Origin of the sequence: Mycobacterium sp. E796 (genome assembly GCF_001672815.1) — a bacterium.
In the GTDB taxonomy this organism is placed as follows: Bacteria; Actinomycetota; Actinomycetes; order Mycobacteriales; family Mycobacteriaceae; genus Mycobacterium.
The window spans coordinates 36,428-56,592 of sequence record NZ_LZKK01000295.1 but is presented as its reverse complement, the minus strand read 5'-3'; the positions used below and the strand labels follow the sequence as shown (position 1 = coordinate 56,592).

Sequence of the window (20,165 nt, the reverse complement as noted above, 5' to 3'; positions counted from 1 at the left end):
ACATGAACGATCCACGTCGACCCGAGCGGTTTAGTCCCCCTCAATCGGGGTCAGGACCGGCCGGGCGGCAGGGTTACCCGTATCCGCCCGTCGACCCCGCGTATGCCGACCAGGCGGGGCCCTACGCGCCCACCTATGGCGGGTATGGCTCGCAATGGACCTCCGGTCTGAACGACACCAAACAGTTGCCCGCCTACTGGCAGCAGGAACTGCCGCCGTCGGGTCAGGCGCCGCCTGACGGGACCACGCCCACGACGCCGGCGCGCCGGAAGCCGCCGCGCTGGCTGTGGATCGGCACCGGTGTAGCCGTGCTGCTGGCGGTCGCGCTGGTGATAGCGCTGGTGCTGGTCAACGACGCGATCAAGAACCAGACGGTGGTTCCGCCGCTGCCGGCCATGCCCGGATCGACCGAGGAAACGCCGACGCCGACCCCGTCGACGCGGACGACCCCGCCGTCGCGCACCTTCCGGCCGTTGCCCCCGCCGACGGCGTCGGGCACGCCCCCTGACACCACCGGCCCGGTAGAGATGCAAGACGTCGTCTATAACGTCACCGGCGAGGGCCGCGCGCTCAGCATCGTCTACATCGGAACCGGCGACATGCTCCAGACCGAGTTCAACGTCGCGCTGCCGTGGAGCAAAGAGGTCAGCCTGTCCAAGTCGGCCGCACACCCGCCGAACGTCACGGTCGTCAACTTCGGACACAACGTCACCTGCTCGCTGACCATCGCCGGGGCCCAGGTGAGCCAACGCGAAGGGGTGGGCCTGACGGTCTGCGACGCGCGCGGCTAGGCCTGCGCGGGCTGGCCGGCGCGCGCCGGAACCCGAACCACCAGCATCGCCACCAGTCCGGCGGTCAGCACAAGGCATATCCCGGCAATCCCGGCACGCACGGCGCCGAAAACGTCGACGAAGACGGAGAACAGCCATGGCGCCACGAACGCGACCGCACGTCCCGTCATCGTGTAGAGGCCGAACGCGACGCCCTCCCCGCCGTCCTTCGCCAACTGCAGCAGCAGGGCGCGCGACGACGCCAGGGAAGGACCGACGAACATGGCCAGCAACAGTCCGCAGAGCCAGAACGCGTGCGGACCGGACACCACCATCATGGTGGCCGACACGGCGATGAGCGCGACCAGCGACCCGACGATCACCGGTTTGGACCCGATCCGGTGGTCGACGAACCCGCCGGTCATCGCGCCGATCGCGGCCACCACGCTGGCCGCCACGCCGAACACCAGCACGTCGGCCTGGGACAGGCCGTACACGTTGACGCCGAGCACCGCGCCGAAGCCGAAGATGGCCGCCAGCCCGTCCCGGAACAGCGCGCTGGCCCCCAAGAAATAGACCAGGTTGCGGTTGCGGCGCCACTCTGCGCGCACCTCTGCCCACAGCTTGCGGTAGCCGCCCAGCATGCTGGCCGGGTGCGACGTTTCGCCGGAGTCCGGCAGCCGGTGGGCGACGAACAGCAGCGGTAGCGCCAGCACGGCGAACCACGCCGCGGTCAGCAGCATCGCCGCCCGGACATAGAGCCCGTCCTGGACGGGCAGGTGCAGCAGCCCGCGCTCTGGGCCGGTTCCGGCGATGAACCCGAAATAGACGAGTAGCAGCAGGACCACGCTGCCGGTAAACCCGGAGGCCGCGCCGAGGCCGGAGATGCGCCCCGCCGTCTGCGGCGTCGAGACCTGACGCAGCATGGCGTTGTAGGGAACCCCGGCGAGATCACCGCACGCGGCCGTGGCCGACAGCAGCACCAACCCTGCCCACAGATAGCTGGGATCGTCGCGGATCAAGAACATCGAACTGGTCGACGCGACCGCCAGACCGCTCAAGACCGTCAGCACCACCCGCCGACGGTGCGGGGCCTCCACCCACACCCCCACGACCGGGGCCAGCACCGCGATGGTCAACCCCGCGACCGCGAGCGAGCGACCGAGCCAACTCGCCGGCGAGGTGCCACCGGACATTCCGGCCCCGACGCTGCCGGTCAGGTAGACCGAGAAGACGAAGGTCGCCACGATCGCGTTCATGCCGAGGGAGCCACAGTCCCACAGGGCCCACGCCACCACTTGCGATGGCACGGGCCCGACGGCGTCCGGCCCTCGCTGACTCATGCTCGGCACTCTATTGGGTGCGAGGCTGTCTACCATTGGCCGCATGCCGGTCCCAGCTCCCAGTCCCGACGCGCGCGCCGTTGTCACCGGGGCTTCGCAAAACATCGGCGCAGCGCTGGCCACCGAACTTGCCGCCCGCGGGCACAACCTGATCGTGACCGCGCGCCGCGAGGACCTGCTCAACGAGCTGGCCGCCCGGCTGACCGACACGTACGGAGTCGTTGTTGAGGTGCGGCCCGCCGACCTGGCCGATCCCACGGAACGGGCGAAACTGTGCGACGAGCTCGCCGCCCGGCCCATCTCGATCCTGTGCGCCAACGCGGGCACGGCGACATTCGGTCCGGTCGCCGGCCTCGACCCAGCAGGCGAGAGGGCGCAGGTGCAGCTGAACGCCATTGCCGTGCATGACCTTACGTTGGCGGTCCTGCCGGGCATGGTCGAGCGCAAGGCAGGCGGCATCCTGATCTCCGGTTCGGCGGCGGGCAATTCGCCGATCCCCTACAACGCCACCTATGCGGCCACCAAGGCGTTCGCGAACACCTTCAGCGAATCGCTGCGCGGCGAACTGCGCAACTCCGGTGTGCACGTCACGCTGTTGGCGCCCGGGCCGGTTCGCACCGACCTCCCCGATGAGGCCGAACGGTCACTGGTGGAGAAGCTGGTGCCCGATTTCCTGTGGATCTCGACGGAGCACACCGCCCAGATCTCCTTGGATGCCTTGGAGCGCAACAAGATGCGCGTCGTGCCGGGTCTTACGTCGAAGGCCATGTCGGTGGCGAGCGGGTACGCCCCTCGCGCGATCGTCGCACCGATCGCAGGCAGTTTCTACAAGAAGCTCGGCGGTGGGTAGGGGCTATATCCGCCCCGAGTGCGGCGAGCCGGTCTCGGGCATGTGTTCGGGGTCACCCCAGCGGTGTCCGCCGAACAACTAGCCACGCCCGGCGAAACCCTTAGACTTCCCCTCATACGCTGAGCGACGCGGGTATTCTGCACAGACAGTGCATTTCGTTCGGGGGGAGATGACGAACATAGCCGAGGTGCAGCGGGGTCCGACCAAGATACGGACCCGTCCCGAAGACATCCGGGCACACTACGACCTCTCAGACGACTTCTTCGCGCTGTTCCAGGACCCCAGCCGCACATATAGCTGCGCCTACTTCGAGCCGCCGGATCTCACTCTCGAAGAGGCGCAGTTCGCCAAGATTGACCTCAACCTCGACAAGCTGGACCTCAAGCCGGGGATGACGCTGCTGGACATCGGCTGTGGCTGGGGCACCACCATGAAGCGCGCCGTCGAAAGATTCGACGTCAACGTCATCGGGTTAACGCTGTCCCACAATCAGCATGCCCACTGCGAGCAGGTCCTCAGCGCCATCGACAGCACTCGGTCGCGCGAGGTTCGGATGCAGAATTGGGAAGACTTCTTCGAGCCCGTCGACCGGATCGTATCGATCGAGGCCTTCGAGCACTTCGGGCACGAGAACTACGACGACTTCTTCAAGCGGTGCTTCGACATCATGCCGGACGACGGTCGGATGACGATCCAGAGCAACGTCAGCTACCACCCCTACGACTTGGCCGCCCGCGGCAAGAAGCTGACCTTCGAGACGATGCGATTCATCAGGTTCATGATCACCGATATCTTCCCCGGTGCGCGGCTGCCGTCAACGTCGATGATGGTCGAACACGCCGAAAGGGCGGGATTTATTGTGCCAGAACCGGTTTCGTTGCGTCAGCACTACATCCGGACGCTGCACCTCTGGGGTGACGCGCTGGAGTCCAACAAGGAGCGGGCCGTTGAGGTCACCTCCGAAGAGATCTACAACCAGTACATGAAGTACCTGCGCGGTTGCGAACACTACTTCTCCGAGGAGATGCTGGACTGCATTTTGGTCAGCCACCTCAAGCCGCGGGCCGTCACGCACTCAGCTGAATAAACGCAGAATTTCCGTAGGCGCTACTTCCGGCCGCGTCCGCCGGTGCCGAAGATCGCTTTCACCGCTTCGCGGATCGCGGTGTTGATGCCGCTTTTCACCGTCGGGTTGTTCAGCACGTCCTCCCACACGGCCGGGCCCTTCGGTTCCGCCGGCTCAACGGGAGCGGGCATCGGCGGAATCGGCTCGTTCGGTGGGACCGGAGGGTAGTCGGACTGGGCTTGCGGAACCTGCGGACCGGCCTGGGGCTGTGGCGCTTGCTGAACCGTTTGCCCGTACTTGGCTTGCAGCGGACTCTCTTTGGCCGCGGCGGCGATCGCGTCGGTGCCGATCGAAGCCATCAACGAACGGGGCACCCGCATGCGCGTCCACGCGACGGGAGTCGGTGCGCCCTTTTCGGACAGCACGGTCACCACGGCCTCACCGATCCCCAGGGACGTCAGCGCCGATTGCAGGTCGTAGACATCGGTTTTCGGATAGGTGCGCACGGTCTTGGACAGAGCCTGCTGATCGTCGGGCGTGAACGCCCGCAACGCGTGCTGCACCCGAGCGCCCAACTGAGACAGCACGTCATTGGGGATGTCCGTGGGTAGCTGGGTGCAGAAGAACACCCCGACACCCTTGGAGCGGATCAGCTTGACGGTCTGTTCGACCTGCTCGAGGAACGCCTTGGACGCGTCGGCGAACAACAGGTGCGCCTCGTCGAAGAAGAAGACGAGCTTGGGCCGGTCCACATCGCCGATCTCGGGGAGTTTGGCGTACAGGTCGGCGAGCAACCACATCAGGAAGGTGGAGAAGATGACGGGACGCACCGACTGACCGGTGAACTCCAGCAGCGAAATGACGCCCTGGCCCTGGCCGTCGGCGCGCAGCAGATCGTTCGGGTCGAGCTTGGGCTCGCCGAAGAAGGTGTCGCCACCCTCGGCGTCGAGGTTCACCAGCGCCCGCAGGATGACGCCCGCCGTCGTCGCGGACACGCCGCCCAGGGACTTCAGGTCTTCCTTGCCCGCGTCGCTAGTCAGGTAGCTGATGGCGCCGCGCAGATCGTCGGTGGTGACCAGCCGCCAGTTTCGCCCCTTCGCCCAATGGAAGATCAACCCGAGCGTCGACTCCTGGGTGGCGTTGAGCCCCAACGCCTTTGACAATAAAACCGGGCCGAAGCTGTCGACGGTCGCGCGGATCGGCACGCCGATTCCCTTGGTGCCCAACGACAGGAACTCCACCGGGTAGGCCGTTCCCGTCCAGTTGTCGCCGGTGTCTTTCGCACGCGCGGCGGTCTTGTCGTTGGCTTCTCCGGGCCGGGACAGCCCGGACAGGTCGCCTTTCACGTCGGCCATCAGCACGGGTACACCCGCGGCGCTGAGCTGTTCGGCGATCAGTTGCAGCGTCTTGGTTTTGCCGGTTCCCGTCGCCCCGGCCACCAGCCCGTGACGGTTGATGGTGGCCAACGGGATGCGAATCTGTGCGGTCGGGTCCGCTGCGCCGTCGACGACGACCGTGCCCAATTCCAAGGCCTGGCCTTGGACGGCGTAGCCGCCGGCGATTCGCTGTGCGGGTGTCGCCGCTGATTCGGTGGTCATCGTGCTCGCCCCTCTTCCCGAGTCGCGCCCGTCCGGTCCGGCACACCCACACTACTTCCAGGCCCCGGCAGAGGCGGAGCTCAAATGCGCATACGCTGAGCGCTGTGCGCGACGAATTGGTGTGGATCGACTGCGAGATGACCGGGCTGGACCTGGCCTCGGACAAGCTGATCGAGATCGCGGTGCTGGTCACCGACGCCGAGCTGAACGTCCTGGGCGACGGGGTCGACGTGGTGATCCACGCCGACGACGCCGCTCTGTCGTCGATGATCGACGTGGTCGCCGAAATGCATTCGCGCTCGGGGCTCATCGACGAGGTCAAGGCGTCCACCGTCGATCTGGCGACCGCCGAGGCGATGGTGTTGGACTACATCACCACGCACGTCAAGCAACCGAAGACGGCGCCGCTGGCGGGCAACTCGATCGCCACGGACCGCACGTTCATCGCCCGCGACATGCCGAAGCTGGACTCCTACCTGCACTACCGGATGATCGACGTCAGCTCCATCAAGGAACTCTGCCGGCGCTGGTACCCCCGCATCTACTACGGTCAGCCCGCCAAGGGGCTCACGCACCGAGCGCTGGCCGACATCCACGAATCCATCCGCGAACTGCAGTACTACCGGCGGACCGCGTTCGTGCCCCTGCCGGGGCCTTCTACCAGCGAAATCGAGATGGTGGTCGCCGATCTCCAGGACGGAGAGAACCCAACTCGAACAATCGATTCGGAGACCGAGCCACCGAGCGGCTAGTATCGATGATCGCCGCTCGTTGGCCCAGTTATGGATGCCGGCTCGCGGCAATGGTGGCTGTAGTTCAGCTGGTAGAGCACCAGGTTGTGATCCTGGGTGTCGCGGGTTCGAGTCCCGTCAGCCACCCCAACAGGCCGGACGGCATTTCGTCCTCCGGCCTTTTGCAGGGGTGCGTTTATCCCGGCGCCAGGGGCCGTTTCAGCGTGCAGACGATGCTCCACTCGAAATAGTGGTCGCCGCCCTTGTCGTAGTCGCTGAAGTGGCGGGCGACCTGGACCCGTTGCACCGAGGAGCCCACGATCTCCCAGCCCTGTTCTCCGTAGACCTTGGACTGGCGGGCCGCCTCTTCGATCACTGCGTCAAGAGACTCGTTCGTGTAATGGACGAAGGTGGTCTCCCAACGCTGCGGGTACCAATTGCCGTCCGACGCCAGCCACCAACCGGGCCCGGGGGAAGGGGTGCTCATGGCCCGGCACCATACAACGTTCAGGTCGCAGACGAATGAATGAAACGTGAAAGACGCATTGCCGAGCCGCAGAAAGGATGTACCGGGCTAAGTGTTAGCGTTACCGGCCTGCCACACCGGCCACGGGACGTTCCAGTCGCCCAGTCCCTCGGTGCCCGGCAGGGTCGATCCCACGGTGTGGACCACCTCGACAATGTCGCCGCTCTTGCTGTGGTCGTAAAACCACTCGGCGTTGCTCGGGCTCACGTTCAGACAGCCGTGGCTGGTGTTCGTGTGGCCCTGGGCGCCGACGGACCACGGCGCGGAATGCACGAAGACGCCGCTGTACGAAATCTGGGTGGCCCACTCGACATCGGTGCGATACCCGTTGGGCGAGTTGACCGGTACGCCGTAGGTCGAGGAGTCCATGATGATGTGCTTGTACCGGCCGCCGACGATGTAGAAGCCATTCGCCGTGGGCGTGCTGTCCTTGCCCATCGAGGTCGGCATCGTCTTGACGACTTCGCCGTTGACGCGCACGGTCACCATCTTGGTGCTGTCGTCGGCCGTCGAGATGACCTCGTCGCCGATGGTGAAGTGCGTCTTGACGTTGTCCTCGCCGAACATCCCGTCACCCAGATCGACGCCGTAGGTGTTGACCGCCACGTCGATCGCGGTGCCCGACTTCCAGAAATGCTCTGGGCGCCAACGCACCTCGCGGTTGTTCAGCCAGTAGAACGCGCCCTCGACGGGCGGGTTGGTGGTGATGACGATCGCCCTTTGCGCCGCGGCGCGGTTGGCGATGTTCTCGTCGAAGCGGATCGCCACCGGCTCACCGATGCCGACCACCTCGCCGTCGCCCGGCGCCACGTAGGGCATCGTCAGGTGGGCCGGTGAACTGGTCTGGAAGGTCATCTGCCGGGTCGCGGCCCCACCGAGTCCCAGCGCCTTCACGTTCAGCGTGTAGCGCCTGTTGTAGCCCAGCTGATCGGTCGTCGACCAGCGCAGCCCGTCGGGGCTCAGCTGACCATTGACCGTCTTGCCGTTCTCGTTGACCATCGTGACCGATCCGATGACACCGTCGGCAACGCTCACCGTCACCGGCGCGTCCACCGTGACGCCGACGGCGCCGTCGCTCACCGACGTGGTGAGCTTGGGGACGAGCAGGTCGGCGAACGGTGTGCCTTTGTCGAAGATGACCTTCGCCGGCGCGGCGGTGTGACTGCTGCTGCAGGCAACGGCGACGACAGCAAACACGACCATGGCGGCAGCCAGCCATGATCGACGTCTGCGCAAAGGCGTCATCGAGCGACCTTCCAATTCGATCGGCATATTCGGTCACCGCTGACCAGAGTGGAAGTATTGTAATGGGTTTTTGGTCGCTCACAATGCGCTATGCGAACGGATTGCGCACTCCGCCTGGGAAACCCGCGGATTGCCGCGCGGGCGGTTACGCCGGTTGGCCGACCTGGCGTCGGCGCCCGGCCTCGACGCCATCACGGGTCACGACGGCCTCGACACGCGCGAGCTTGAAGATCGCCGCCGTCATGACCAGCCCCGCGACTACCAGGGCGACTATCCCGGCGCGGCCCGCGCTCAGCGTCTCGCCGAGGACGACGACGCCCAGCACCGCCGCCACCACCGGCTGCGACATCTGCAGTGTGGGCATCGACGCGGTCAGGGGTCCCGCCCGGAACGCTGCCTGACTCCAGACCATGCCCCCCGCCGCGGCCAGGACGCAGGCATACAGCTCGGGGCTTCGGGCCACCGCCCACCCGCCGTCGCCAAGCCGGGCGACGACCTCCTTGGTCAGCACCCCGAAGACACCCCACAGCGACCCCGACACGAACGCGAACAGCGCGGCAGCCACGGCACCACCCCAAATCCGGCCGGCCACGACGCACGCCACCAGCAGCGGCGCGAGCACGACGGCCACAGCGACCCAGGTTCCCAGCGAGGCGCGCGAGCGACCGGCCTCTGGGTTGCCGACCACCACGACCACGACCACCGCGGCGGTCAGCAAGCCGCCCCAGATCCACTCGCCGACGGTCACCCGGCGACGCCACAACCGGGCGTTGATGGGCAGCGCGAACAGCAGCGAAAGCATGAGCAGCGCCTGGACCAGCAGCACCGACCCCTTCCCCAGGGCGGCCGCCTGCAACGCGATGCTGGCTACGAGCAACAGCGCACCCAACCACCACCGCCGGTTGCGCAGCAGGGTGGCGAGCAATGCGATGTTGCCGATCGACCTGTCCTCGATGCAGTGCGCGGCCCGTTGCTGCAGGACGTCACCGATGGCGATGCAGAGCGCCGAGCTCAAGGCCAGGACGGCGGCGCTAACCACGCTCCGACACCGCCCGGGTGGGCCATCTCCTGATCCGGGGCTGCCGTGGCTCGTGGGCGTCGGCGGCCCAACGGCGCCGACCAACCTCGGCGGCGTCCGCCTCACCCGTCGCCAATCGTTCACGCAGCCGAACCAGCGGCCCGGGCGCCCACCACGTCCACCGGCCGAGCAGATGGATGAAGGCCGGAACCAGGACCATCCGCACCAGGGTCGCGTCAGCCAGCACGGCAAGCGTCAGGCCGACGCCGAGCATTCGCATGAACGAGACGTGCGCGGGGATCAGCGCGGCGAATGAGATCGACATCACCAGCGCGGCGGTGGTGACGACCCGGCCGATGCCGGCCAGGCCCAGCGCCGTGCTCTCGTCCGTGACCGCGTGCGCCTCGGCGGGATTCGGTCGCTCCTCTCGGGCGACCGGAGAGGCCAGCCAGTACTCGTGGATCCGCGAGACCAGGAACACCTCGTAATCCATCGCCAGCCCAAATGCGATGCAGAACAACAACACCGGGATGTTGGCGTTCAGCGTCCCGTTGGGTGTGGTCCCGAATGCGCCGAGGTGCCCGTTCTGGAAGATCCACACCATCGCGCCGAACGCCGCCGTCAACGACAACACATTGCACACGAGCGCCTGCAGCGGTAGCACCGCGCTGCCGGTCAGCACAAACAGCAGCGCGAACGTGATGACGGCGATGAGCGCCAGCACGGCCGGCAGCCGCTGGGTGATCGCGTCGACGCTGTCGCGGTTGATCTGCGCGAGCCCGGTCATCTCCACGGACCGCCCGCCCGGTCTGCTGACCGCGTGCAACCGGTCGAGCTGGGTGTTCGACGCTTGCGAATACAGCGGCGCAGTGGTGGCCACGGTGAGGAACGCGCTGCCGTTGGCCATGCCGGTGGCCGCGGCGGGCGGCCCCGCCAGGGATCCGGCCACGAACATCCCGGTGGGCGCCGTGACGGCGGACACGTCGGGCACGCGCGACATCGCTGCGGCGTAGCGCTCCAGGTCGGCGGTTGTCAGCCCGCGGGCGTCGGGAAGGACGACGGATATCGAGGTTCCTAACCCGTTGCCGAAATCGTTGTCGAGCATGTCGGCCACCTGGCGCGCCGACGCCGAGCGGGGCAGCACGCGCTCGTCCGGAAAGCCCCACTTCACCCCCAGGAACGGGGCACCCAGCAACAGCAGCAGCGCGACGACGGCCAGGCCGACCGGAATGGCGTGGCGCAGCACGAACTTGGTCGACCGGTACCAGAACAGCGAATAGACCGGCTTGTGGGCGTGGTCGCGCCACGACTTCGACCGCGGCGGCACCCGCCGCGCGAACCACCGGCGGAGGTCCAGCGCGTCCAGTCGGGGACCGAGCAGCGCGATCGCCGCCGGCGTCACCACCACGGTGGCGATCGCCACGATGACGGCGGTGGCCACGATGGTGTAGGCGGAGGATTTCAAGAAGTACATCGGGAACAGCGCCATGACCGCCATCGACAACCCGACAGTGGTGGCCGAGAACAGCACCGTGCGGCCGGCGGTGGCCATCGTCCGAAACAGCGCCCGGTCCCGTTCGCCCGAATGTGCCAGCTCCTCGCGGTAGCGGCTGATGATCAGCAGGTTGTAGTCGATCGCCAGGGCAAGACCCATCGCGATGCTCAGGTCCAGGGCGTATGTCGACACGTCGGTTGCAAAGCTGATCAGCCGCAACACCGACATCGTGCAGACGATGACCAGCCCGCCCACGCCGATCGGCAGCGCCGCGGCCACCACCCCGCCGAGCACCCAGACCAGCACCGCGAAGCTCAGCGGGATCGCAATGGACTCCATCAACAGCAGGTCGCGCGCGTTTTGGTCATTGATCTGCGCATACGCCACCGCCATGCCGCCGGCGCGCACGGTGACGCCGTCGCGGTCGTGCACCAGCTCGCGGGTGAGGATGCTGGCGTAATCCTGTGCGTCGTTCTCTCCGCCTTTCAGCCCGGCCACGATCAGCCCGGACGACTTATCCTTGCTGACCAGCTGGGTAGCGACCTGCGGCGGCGACGTCCAGGCGGATGAGACATTCAGCACCCACGGGGACCGTTCCAGGTGGTCGACGATGTCGGTGGCGACCTGGCGCGCCGGCCCGCTTTGGGCGCCGGCCGGGTCGGTCACGGCGATCAGCATCTGCTGATCGGTTTGGTTGAATCGGTCCCTGAGCAGGGCGGTCGCCCGCGCGGATTCCGACGTCGGATCCTGGAAGCCGCCGCCCGACAGGCGGTTGACCACCGGTATCCCGAAGATCGCGGCCCCTACCAGGATCAAGAGGGTGGCCGCGATGATGCGACGCGGCGCGGAAATGGCGAGCCGCGTGATTCCTTGCAGCATGGGGTATGGCTATACCCAGACGAGGGCTGTCCGACCCACCGACGTGAGTTGCTCGCGTCAATTGACGTTTGACGGTCCAACACCCGGGTATCGATCCAGAGGGGCGCCCGGTACATGGATTTGGCGTGGGGAGCGCCGATTGGGCTGGGCGAGAAGCGGATTGGACGAGCGATGAATACGACCGACGACGCCATCGTAATTAGGCATCCGACCGAAAATGACTGGCAGGCGGTCTATGAGAATCAGGCTCGCACTTTTGGGGATCCGGTGGACCCGCGCGCCGTGGAAGCGTGGAAGCGCCGCGTCGAGCTCGAGGACATCCTGGTGGCCGAGGATGTCTCGGATCCCGAGCATCCGACCCTGGTGGGGACATCGATCATCTATCGCGCCCGGCTCACCGTGCCCGGTGGCGGCAGCCTGCGGGCCGCGTGGCTGACCATGATCGCGGTCGCGTCGACGCACCAGGGAACCGGAATTTGGGCCCAGCTCAGTGCGCAGGGGCTGGGAAAGCTTCTCGAACGTGGTTATCCGATCGTCTGCGGGGTTCCCACCCAGACCGCGATGTACGACGGTTTTGGCGCCGGCGTGGCGAGCTACAGCCACTCCTACTCCGTCGACCGCCGCTTCGCGAAGCTTCGAGACGCGCCGAACGGAAACCGGGCGCGTGAGGTCAACGCTGCGGAGGCGAAGGAACTGCTGCCCGAAATCTACGAACGATGGTGCGCCATCACCAATGGGGCGATGGAGCGCGACAGCGCGTGGTGGGCCGACTTCCTGGAAGATCGGCCCACGCAGCGGGGCAACGGATCTGCGCTGAACTACACGATCCATCCGGACGGCTTCCTGGCATACCGCGTCGTCGGGGCGGGCAAACATGCCTTTCGGCCGCCGCTCGGCTCCGTGCTAGTCGAGGACTTCTGCCCCATCACGGACGAAGCTCACACCGAGCTGCTGCAGACACTGTTGGTCTTGGAGATGTTCGACAACATCGAGATCGACGTGCCGGTCGATGATCCGCTTCGGCTCAAACTGCGCGACCAGCGCACCGCCCAGACCACGGGGATGAGCGATTTCCTCTGGGTGCGCATCAACGACGTGCCCGAAGTGCTTGGCGCACGGGAGTACTCCGCCGACACCGACCTCGTGCTGGAAGTCACAGATCCGCTCAACCTGGCCGGCGGACGATTTCAGCTCCAGACCCGTGACGGCGCCGGGAAATGCACGCCGCACGAAGGGCCCGCGGACGTCGAAATCGGCCTGGCCGAATTGTCGACCATCTACATGGGGGCGCATCGCGCCTCCGAACTGGCCCGAGCGGACCGCCTCACCGAACTGCGTCCGGGCGCCATCCGCGACCTGGATGCAGCGTTCAGCACCGAGCGGGCACCTTACTGCGGGACGCTATTTTGATAGTTCTTGGCGAACAAGACCTTTCCTACGCCACCGGGCAGGGGACCACCCTCCCGACCCAACCGCTATCCTGGGGACATCGGGATTTCGCTTGGCGGCAGGACGCCTGTTATTGTCGCCTACGCGGTCTCGGCCGTACACGGCGCCGTTAGCTCAGTTGGTAGAGCAGCTGACTCTTAATCAGCGGGTCCGGGGTTCGAAACCCTGACGGCGCACTTTGAACAGGCGCACTTTGAACAGGCGCGTCTGAACGACGCCTCAGCCTCCAACCGGCGTGCTCTGCCGCGCGCTACTCTGCGCATCCGCGTGCCGCGGCTGGTACAGCAGCGCACGAACCAGCGGGCGCGGCCCGACGGACCGAAGCATCTGGCTGGCGGGGCGGACGCGTACCCGTTTTGGCCACCAGAACCAGCGTCCCATCAGCGTCATGATCGACGGCGTGATGAGCGATCGCACGACGAAGGTGTCGAACATCAGGCCGAGCCCGATCGTGGTGCCGAACTGGCCGATCGCCCGGAGGTCGCTGGTGATCATCGTGGCCATGGTGACGGCGAACACCAGACCGGCGGCGGTCACCACCGGACCGGTGAGACCCATGCCGCGGATGAGACCCGTTTTCAGGCCTGCGCCGATCTCTTCCTCGATTCGCGACACCAGCATCAGGTTGTAGTCCGAGCCCACGGCCAAGAGCACTATCAACGCGAATTCGGTTGCTACCCAGTGCAACTCGAAATTAAGGAGGTGCTGCCAGATGAGTGTCGAGAATCCGAAGGCTGCCCCCAGCGACAACACGATCGTGCCGACAATGACGCCCGCAGCGACCAAAGCACGGGTGACGATCACCATGATGATGAAGATCAGCACAATCGAGGCCACCCCGGCGATCATCAGGTCGAACTTGGCGCCGTGGGCGATGTCATTGAACGTCGCCGCCGTGCCGCCGAGGTAGATGTCGGCGTTCTGCAGCGAGGTGAGTTTGATCGCCTCCTTGGCCGCCTGGCGCTCCTGCTCGACCGACGCGATTCCCTTGGTCGTCGCCGGATCCACGGCGTGGGTGATGATGAAGCGAGCAGCCTTCCCGTCCGGCGACACCATCAAGCTCAACCCCAGCTGGAAGTCGGGGTTCTTAAAGATCTCGGGCGGTAGGTAGAACAGGCTCTCGATCTGAGAGTCGTTGAAGGACTTGCCCATTACGGCGTTCGTGTCGGTCAGCCGATCGAATTGATCGACCAGGTTGTCGAACGTGCTGTAGATGGTCAGGGTGGTATCCCTGATCGCCTTCGAGGTCGCAATATTCTCCGGGATGATCGCCAGCAACTCGCGGGTGGCCTTAGCGGTGTCGGAGAGATCGCCGGTGAGGGCGTGGAACTTCTCGGCCAGCTGGTCGAATCCGTCCAGCGCGTCGAACAGCGATCGCAGCGACCAGCAGATCGGGATGTCGTAGCAGTGCTTCTCCCAGTAGAAGTAACTGCGAATCGGCCTCCAGAAGTCGTCGAAATCGGCGATGTGGTCCCGGATCTCGTCCGTGATCGCCGCTGTCTCCCCCGTGGTTTTCGAGCTGTCCTCCGCGGCGGCCGCGAGCTTCTGGGTCACCGCGTACTGGCGCTCCAACAGGGCGATCTGAGTGTCGAGGAAACCGGTGATCTTCTTGATGTCGGCGACGCGGTCCTTGAGGTAGTTCAGGTTGCTGCGGATCGGCGCAGTTTGCACGCTGAGCTGGAACGGGACGGACCCGTCCTGGATCGGCGGGCCCAGGGGTCTGGTGATGCTCTGCACCCGTTCGATGCCGGGCACCCGGAAGATGGCACTGGCAATCTTGTCAAGGACCAGCATGTCGGTCGGATTGCGCAGGTCGTGGTCCGATTCGATCATCAGCAGGTCCGGATTCAGCCGGGCCTGGGTGAAGTGTCGATCGGCCGCGTCGTATGCCTGAACCGAGGAAGCGCTCTTGGGTAGGTAGTACAGGTCGTTGTAGCGCGGGTTGAAACCCATCAACCCGATGGCGCCGACGATCGCCAGGATGACGGAGGTCGCGAGGATGGGCGTCGGCCACCGCACGATGGCCGTCGCCAGGCGGCGCCACCGGGTGTAGTTGAACTTGCGCTTCGGGTCGAAAAGGCCGAAGCCGCTTGCGAACGCGATCAGCGCCGGCGTCAGGGTCACCCCGGCGGCCACCACTACCAACAGACCGATTGCGCACGGGTAGGCCAGCGAATTGAAGTAGGGCAGTCGAGTGAAATGCAAACAGGCCAGCGCTCCGACGATTGTCAAACCCGAGCCCAGCACCACCTTGGTGACCCCGGCGAAGGTGTCATAGTAGGCGGCTTCGCGGTCTAGTCCCCGCTCGCGACCCTCCTGGTAACGGCCCACCATGAAGATCGCGTAGTCGGTGCCGGCCGCGATGGCCAGTGCCGTCAGCAAATTGACGGCAAACGTCGAAAGCCCCATGATGCCGGTGTCGCCCAGCAGCGCCACCACACCTCGGCCGGTGGCCAGCCCGACGAATAGAATCACCATCGTCAACAGCACAGTGCCGATGGACCGATAGACGAACATCAGCATGATCGCGATGATGATGACGGTGATGATCGTCATCTTGAACAGGCTCGCGTTACCCACGACGATCGTGTCGTCGGTCAGGGCCCCCTGACCCGCGACGTAGGCCTTCACCCCCGGAGGGGGTGTCGAGTCCGCGACGATCTTGCGAACCGCGTCAACCGACTTGTCGCCGACAGCGCCGCCCTGGTCACCGCGCAGGTTGACCTGGACGTAGGCCGACTTGTGGTCGTAGCTCTCGACACCCGAGGCGGTGAATCGCTGTCCCCAGAAGTCGAGCGCATGCTCGACGTGCTTGGTGTCCTGCTTCAGCTTCTTGACCAGATCGTCGTAGTAGCGGTGGGCGTCCTGGCCGAGCGGCTGGTCACCGACGAGGGTCACCAGGACGAGATTGTCCGAGTCGTACTCCTTGAACTTCTCCCCGATGTGCTTCATCCCGGTCACCGAGGGCGCGTCGGATGGCGAGAGCGGCACCGAGACGTCCTCGGCAACTTTCTCCAACTGCGGAACAAACACGTTGACGCCCACCGCGATCAACAGCCAGATCACTACGATCGGCAATGCCAGGACGCGAATGGCGCGGGCCAGTCGCGGCTTGTGCTCGACTTCGGCACGTTGCACGACGGGTATCTCGTCCGTGTCGCTCGAGTTATCGGTCACGCGGATTTGTCCAAGCAGGAGACCTGCGCATCACGCGTGTTGACCTGTTGCTGATCGACCAATTTGCCATCGACGGTGATGCGACAGCCGATCGAGGGGCTGTCGCCCTGGGCGACGACGTAAGCGAAGATGCCGGGCATTTCCGCAACGATCGTCTGCGACCACGGCAACGTGGTGAAGCTGGCCTTCTGCGGTTGCGCGTCGGCATCCATCCAGTTGACGACGCCGGTTGTCCCTGGTGGCCCCAGGATTTCGTAGATGGCGGTCTTGGCAGCGTAGGGCGGGGTCGCGTCGCGCGGGTCGGGCTTGGGTAGGCCGGGTCCCGGAAAGACGCCGCTGAGGCGCTCCACCGCAACGCCGCCAATGACTACTGCCACTACGACGACCAGCACAACCCATGCCCGCTTGAGATGCGTCAACACCGTCCCCCCCGATTAGGAAGCGCGACGGGCTCATTATTTAGGTATCTCGGCGCCCGCGCCACCGGTAGCCAACGCCATGACTGTCGAGTTAATTCCTCCGCCTTTGCGCGGCGCCTCGGAACCGCGCGGCAACCGCACCGCTCGTCGTACTCCCCTGATCCAGTTCGCTGGGCTACGACGCAACGCCAGGGTGGGCTACTCGCGCGCGAACAGCAATAAGCGACGCGTAATACAGGACATGCATGACCGTGTTGTCGGGCGAAAGGCCCTCGAGGACGGTTGTTTGAGCCGGTGACGTGGAATGTCCTGTTTTACAAGCGATTTCACTGAGAGGCACTGATTTTATTGCGTCGACCTCGTGCCTTTGGTCACATCGAGATAGCAGCGCGGTCGGGTCGACTGCGGCGACAGCGAGGACCGAAGACGGCTGAATCAGTATCAGGAAATAATCGATTCGCTGCCGCAAACGCGTTACAAGACCTCGATTGTTGTCACGGGTTGAAACCAGCACAGATTTAAGGTCAAAGAGCGTACGCTGACCGACATGGCTACCAAGGTCAAGGTGAAGACCTGCGTACATTGCGGCCATACGTTCGATCCGAACGATCGATGGCGTGACCTGTCCGATCCGGACTGGCTTCCGGCCGCCTCAATTTATTGTTCGCATGAATGCGCCGACCGGTTCCATTGCGATATGGGACATTGCTGTTCGACCCGCGCGAAAGATAAGGCTCGTCGCGAAGCCGCCAAAGCGGCGCGATAAACAACGGCTCCCCAAATAACGGACTCGCCACCTTCTTTGATGGTCAGCGGTCCCTGATCCGGCGGACCACGACGATCACGACGACCGAGGAGATCCCCACCAGCGAGGCGATCACCACGGGCTTCTTCACGAATTCCACCGCGCGGGCCTTGAGATCGTCGGCGAGACGGCGGGGGTTGGCGCGCTCGGCGAGTGAGTCGACGGTGGCCGCCAGCTGGTCGCGGGCGAGGTCGATGTCCCGCTTGATGGCCTCGGGGTCCCGGTCCGCCACGTGTCTGTCCTCCAAGTCCCAGTCTTCAGGTGATACACCTGCCCGCACTACCCTAGATCAGCCGGCGATAACCCCATCGCGCCGGTGAAGAGAAAGGACCCGCGTTGACCGAGACCACGCGGCTTGCGCCCGGCGACAAAGCGCCGTCCTTCAGCCTGCCCGACGCCGACGGCAAGAAGGTGTCGCTCGCGGACTACAAGGGACGCCGTGTCATCGTCTATTTCTACCCGGCGGCGTCCACCCCCGGCTGCACCAAAGAGGCCTGCGATTTCCGCGACAACCTGGCCGAACTCAACGAGGCCGGCATCGACGTGGTCGGCATCTCCCCCGACAAGCCGGAGAAGCTCGCGAAATTCCGTGACGCCGAAGGCCTGACGTTCCCGCTGCTGTCCGACCCCGACCGCAAGGTGCTGACGGCGTGGGGCGCCTTCGGCGAAAAGATGATGTACGGCAAGACCGTCACCGGGGTGATCCGGTCAACCTTCGTGGTGGACGAAAAGGGCAAAATCGCCGTCGCGCAGTACAACGTCAAGGCCACCGGCCACGTCGCCAAGCTGCGCCGCGACCTATCCGTGTAGTCGGGGATCGAAGACCCCCGTACACAGCAGCGCTTGTCTGGTGGACAACCCGCGAAGCTATTCGGCGACACGTCGGTTGCGCTTCGCGGGATGGCTGGCGATTGTTGGCATCCTGATTGGCTAATGGGAGACTTCGGGGCAATCGGCGCTTGGCTGTTGTTGGCCGTCGTCATCGTCGGCGCGGTACTGATAGCGGTGGGCACCGTCCAGCTGGGCAGCCGGGTCCTTTCCGATGACACCGGCCCGGAACATAACTCGGCGCTGTCGCCGTATGTGACGGTTGTGGGCCTGGTCTACGGCGCTCTCCTCGGTTTCACCGTGGTGGTCGGCTGGCAGGAGTTCCTGTCCGCAGAGGTCAATGTTTCCAACGAGGCATCGACATTGACGACGATGTACCGCCAGACCGTCGCCATGCCGCAGCCCGAGCAATCGCAGATCCGGGAACAGCTGCGCCAATACGCGGAAGGGACGCAAGGTCCGGAGTGGGGCAAGCAGGATTTCGGCCGCATCAGCAATCGGGGGCGGGCCGCGATCACGGGAATGTATCGCATCGTTGGCGGTCAGCAGTCCAATGCCGCGTCGAGCCCCATCAGCCAGGATTTTCTAGGCAGGCTGACCGCCTTGGCATCCGAACGCAGCACCCGGATCCTAGATGCCAAGCCACGAATACCGCCGCTGTTGTGGTGTTCTTTGATCTTCGGCGGGTTGGTGCTGATCACGCTCACCGGCTTCCTGCGCCTTGCGAGCAACCGTGGTCACATGGTCCTGACGAGCACGGTCGCCGTCCTGCTCGGCTTACTGCTGTTCCTCGTTTTCGTGCTCGACCACCCTTTCGGCCCACTAGGCGTCACCTCGCAACCATTTGCCCACGCGGTTGCGGTTTTTGACGAGGTCGACCGCGGAACGTGAGGTTGTCGAGCGGGGTAGTTCCGTTTAAACGACGCTGCACTGCACCAGGTTGGCTTCGCCCGACCCGGTCTTGGACTGAGTATCCTTCACCGTCCCGTTGACGGTGATCGTGCACGTCGTCTTCTGACCCGTCGGATTCGCGGCAACGCTCAGCACCGCCGATGGGCTGGTGTCCTTGCTGGTGAACGAGACCGACCACGGGACAGGCTGATTGTTCAGAACCTGCAGGGCACCGGTCGCGTCGTAATACGACACCGCCGCCAACGGGGCATCCGACGTCACCGTGTACACCACCGCATCGCCCGGTGCAGCGGCCGCAACCGGCGCCATCGTCAGCGACGCCCCGACCAACAGCGCGATGGTTAGGGCAAACAAGGACTTCATCAATGCTCCTTTCTCGCCCCCCATTCATGGGTACTTTGCGCGAGTTCGCCGCTTTCAGCAACTTGTAGGCCAACGCCAGTCGGGTAGGCACACAAGGATCTCGCAAGCGTTCTGCGGCAGACTGATGGCGCGCCCAGATGGACAAGCGTTAGGAGTCGACGATGAGGGACCCGGAAGATCCCGAGCAGTACATACGCGACCTGGAGCGCGGCGTCGGCCAGACACCCGGGACGCCGCCCCAGCCGTTCACCACCGACTCGGGACGTGGGGCGGTACCCGGGGAGTCCTTGTGGCGGCGGTTTCCCGGCGTGGTCGAGCTGGCAAAGAATCCGAGAAAGAGATTTCTATTGATCTGTGCAGTCGCGGCCCTGATCGCGATCGGGTCGTTCGTGGCGACTCACTACAACAAGGACACCGTGCACGGACACCTCATCATGATCAACGCCGGTACGACGGGCACGATCGACTGCAACAACGGAAACCTCGAGCTGGACGGGGGCAACAACACCTACACCGTCACCGGCCACTGCCTGCGGCTCGACATCCGAGGTAGCGCAAACAAAGTCACCGTCGACAGCGCCGACACCATCGGCATCATCGGCGACGACAACCTGGTGACCTACCGGGGCGGCGCGCCGACGATCAACAGGACGGGAAACAACAACATCGTCTCGCAGCGAAACCGCTAAAA

19 protein-coding genes and 2 tRNA genes are annotated in these 20,165 nt (G+C 65.1%); 11 read left to right on the top strand and 10 right to left on the bottom strand.

Going from position 1 to position 20,165, the window contains the following annotated elements; genetic code table 11:
• Nucleotides 1-2 precede the first annotated feature (2 nt).
• Nucleotides 3-791 (top strand): MmpS family transport accessory protein, encoded by a 789-nt coding sequence (locus A5706_RS22545; RefSeq protein ID WP_068135516.1) that lies wholly within the window; start codon nucleotides 3-5, stop codon nucleotides 789-791.
• On the opposite strand, the gene A5706_RS22540 is transcribed toward A5706_RS22545, so the two are convergent.
• On the bottom strand, nucleotides 788-2,113 hold the full coding sequence (locus tag A5706_RS22540; protein WP_068135514.1) for an MFS transporter: 1,326 nt from the start codon (nucleotides 2,111-2,113) through the stop codon (nucleotides 788-790). The two genes, A5706_RS22545 and A5706_RS22540, sit on opposite strands and share 4 nt — an antisense overlap.
• A gap of 43 nt (nucleotides 2,114-2,156) precedes the next feature.
• Here A5706_RS22540 and cmrA point away from each other — a divergent pair, with 43 nt between their 5' ends.
• Together cmrA and A5706_RS22530 are read left to right on the top strand one after the other, a co-directional pair.
• Nucleotides 2,157-2,963: a mycolate reductase gene (gene cmrA / locus A5706_RS22535; protein ID WP_068135511.1), complete on the top strand. Its 807-nt coding sequence runs from the start codon at nucleotides 2,157-2,159 to the stop codon at nucleotides 2,961-2,963.
• A gap of 169 nt (nucleotides 2,964-3,132) precedes the next feature.
• The gene (locus A5706_RS22530) at nucleotides 3,133-4,050 is read left to right on the top strand and encodes a cyclopropane mycolic acid synthase family methyltransferase (RefSeq protein ID WP_156767277.1); all 918 of its coding nucleotides are present in this window, start codon (nucleotides 3,133-3,135) and stop codon (nucleotides 4,048-4,050) included.
• A gap of 20 nt (nucleotides 4,051-4,070) precedes the next feature.
• Here A5706_RS22530 and A5706_RS22525 read toward each other — a convergent pair whose 3' ends face one another.
• Nucleotides 4,071-5,627, bottom strand: a complete 1,557-nt coding sequence (locus A5706_RS22525; RefSeq protein WP_068135508.1) for a helicase HerA-like domain-containing protein — start codon at nucleotides 5,625-5,627, stop codon at nucleotides 4,071-4,073.
• A 104-nt stretch (nucleotides 5,628-5,731) separates the two neighbouring features.
• Between A5706_RS22525 and orn the strand changes: the two genes are divergently transcribed.
• Nucleotides 5,732-6,379 carry an oligoribonuclease gene (orn, locus tag A5706_RS22520; RefSeq protein ID WP_068135505.1) on the top strand — a complete coding sequence of 216 codons (648 nt, stop codon included), beginning with the start codon at nucleotides 5,732-5,734 and terminating at the stop codon, nucleotides 6,377-6,379.
• Between the two features lie 53 nt (nucleotides 6,380-6,432).
• Nucleotides 6,433-6,508, top strand: a tRNA-His gene (locus tag A5706_RS22515).
• A gap of 46 nt (nucleotides 6,509-6,554) precedes the next feature.
• Here the strand turns inward: A5706_RS22515 and A5706_RS22510 are convergent.
• The 4 genes from A5706_RS22510 to A5706_RS22495 all read right to left on the bottom strand — a co-directional run bounded on the left by A5706_RS22510 (nucleotide 6,555) and on the right by A5706_RS22495 (nucleotide 11,521).
• The gene (locus tag A5706_RS22510; RefSeq protein WP_067155278.1) at nucleotides 6,555-6,845 is read right to left on the bottom strand and encodes a hypothetical protein; all 291 of its coding nucleotides are present in this window, start codon (nucleotides 6,843-6,845) and stop codon (nucleotides 6,555-6,557) included.
• Between the two features lie 87 nt (nucleotides 6,846-6,932).
• The gene (locus tag A5706_RS22505) at nucleotides 6,933-8,156 is read right to left on the bottom strand and encodes an Ig-like domain-containing protein (RefSeq protein WP_197517941.1); all 1,224 of its coding nucleotides are present in this window, start codon (nucleotides 8,154-8,156) and stop codon (nucleotides 6,933-6,935) included.
• A gap of 118 nt (nucleotides 8,157-8,274) precedes the next feature.
• Nucleotides 8,275-9,168 (bottom strand): DMT family transporter, encoded by an 894-nt coding sequence (locus A5706_RS22500; protein ID WP_068135502.1) that lies wholly within the window; start codon nucleotides 9,166-9,168, stop codon nucleotides 8,275-8,277.
• Nucleotides 9,161-11,521, bottom strand: coding sequence for an MMPL family transporter (locus A5706_RS22495; RefSeq protein ID WP_068135499.1), 2,361 nt, complete (start codon nucleotides 11,519-11,521; stop codon nucleotides 9,161-9,163). The genes A5706_RS22500 and A5706_RS22495 overlap by 8 nt, the downstream gene beginning before the upstream one ends.
• 171 nt (nucleotides 11,522-11,692) lie before the next feature.
• Here A5706_RS22495 and A5706_RS22490 point away from each other — a divergent pair, with 171 nt between their 5' ends.
• The gene (locus tag A5706_RS22490) at nucleotides 11,693-12,931 is read left to right on the top strand and encodes a GNAT family N-acetyltransferase (protein WP_068135616.1); all 1,239 of its coding nucleotides are present in this window, start codon (nucleotides 11,693-11,695) and stop codon (nucleotides 12,929-12,931) included.
• 142 nt (nucleotides 12,932-13,073) lie between these two features.
• Nucleotides 13,074-13,146, top strand: a tRNA-Lys gene (locus A5706_RS22485).
• Between the two features lie 43 nt (nucleotides 13,147-13,189).
• Here the strand turns inward: A5706_RS22485 and A5706_RS22480 are convergent.
• Nucleotides 13,190-16,147: an RND family transporter gene (locus tag A5706_RS22480; RefSeq protein ID WP_068135497.1), complete on the bottom strand. Its 2,958-nt coding sequence runs from the start codon at nucleotides 16,145-16,147 to the stop codon at nucleotides 13,190-13,192.
• A complete protein-coding gene (locus A5706_RS22475) occupies nucleotides 16,144-16,566 on the bottom strand; it encodes an MmpS family transport accessory protein (protein WP_197517943.1) in 423 nt (140 codons plus the stop codon). The genes A5706_RS22480 and A5706_RS22475 overlap by 4 nt, the downstream gene beginning before the upstream one ends.
• A 547-nt stretch (nucleotides 16,567-17,113) precedes the next feature.
• On the opposite strand from A5706_RS22475, the gene A5706_RS32520 reads away from it, so the two are divergent.
• Complete coding sequence (locus A5706_RS32520; RefSeq protein WP_082964554.1) at nucleotides 17,114-17,332, top strand: ferric uptake regulation protein; 219 nt, start codon at nucleotides 17,114-17,116, stop codon at nucleotides 17,330-17,332.
• Nucleotides 17,333-17,375: 43 nt separating this feature from the next.
• Here A5706_RS32520 and A5706_RS22470 read toward each other — a convergent pair whose 3' ends face one another.
• Nucleotides 17,376-17,603: a DUF3618 domain-containing protein gene (locus A5706_RS22470; RefSeq protein WP_068135488.1), complete on the bottom strand. Its 228-nt coding sequence runs from the start codon at nucleotides 17,601-17,603 to the stop codon at nucleotides 17,376-17,378.
• 104 nt (nucleotides 17,604-17,707) lie between these two features.
• On the opposite strand from A5706_RS22470, the gene bcp reads away from it, so the two are divergent.
• Complete coding sequence (gene bcp / locus A5706_RS22465) at nucleotides 17,708-18,181, top strand: thioredoxin-dependent thiol peroxidase (RefSeq protein WP_068135485.1); 474 nt, start codon at nucleotides 17,708-17,710, stop codon at nucleotides 18,179-18,181.
• Nucleotides 18,182-18,304: 123 nt separating this feature from the next.
• Nucleotides 18,305-19,090 carry a DUF4239 domain-containing protein gene (locus A5706_RS22460; protein ID WP_068135482.1) on the top strand — a complete coding sequence of 262 codons (786 nt, stop codon included), beginning with the start codon at nucleotides 18,305-18,307 and terminating at the stop codon, nucleotides 19,088-19,090.
• Nucleotides 19,091-19,114: 24 nt separating this feature from the next.
• Here the strand turns inward: A5706_RS22460 and A5706_RS22455 are convergent, their stop codons facing one another.
• Nucleotides 19,115-19,474, bottom strand: a complete 360-nt coding sequence (locus A5706_RS22455) for an MmpS family transport accessory protein (RefSeq protein ID WP_197517940.1) — start codon at nucleotides 19,472-19,474, stop codon at nucleotides 19,115-19,117.
• Between the two features lie 161 nt (nucleotides 19,475-19,635).
• On the opposite strand from A5706_RS22455, the gene A5706_RS22450 reads away from it, so the two are divergent.
• Nucleotides 19,636-20,163, top strand: a complete 528-nt coding sequence (locus tag A5706_RS22450; protein ID WP_068135475.1) for a DUF3060 domain-containing protein — start codon at nucleotides 19,636-19,638, stop codon at nucleotides 20,161-20,163.
• Nucleotides 20,164-20,165 lie beyond the last annotated feature (2 nt).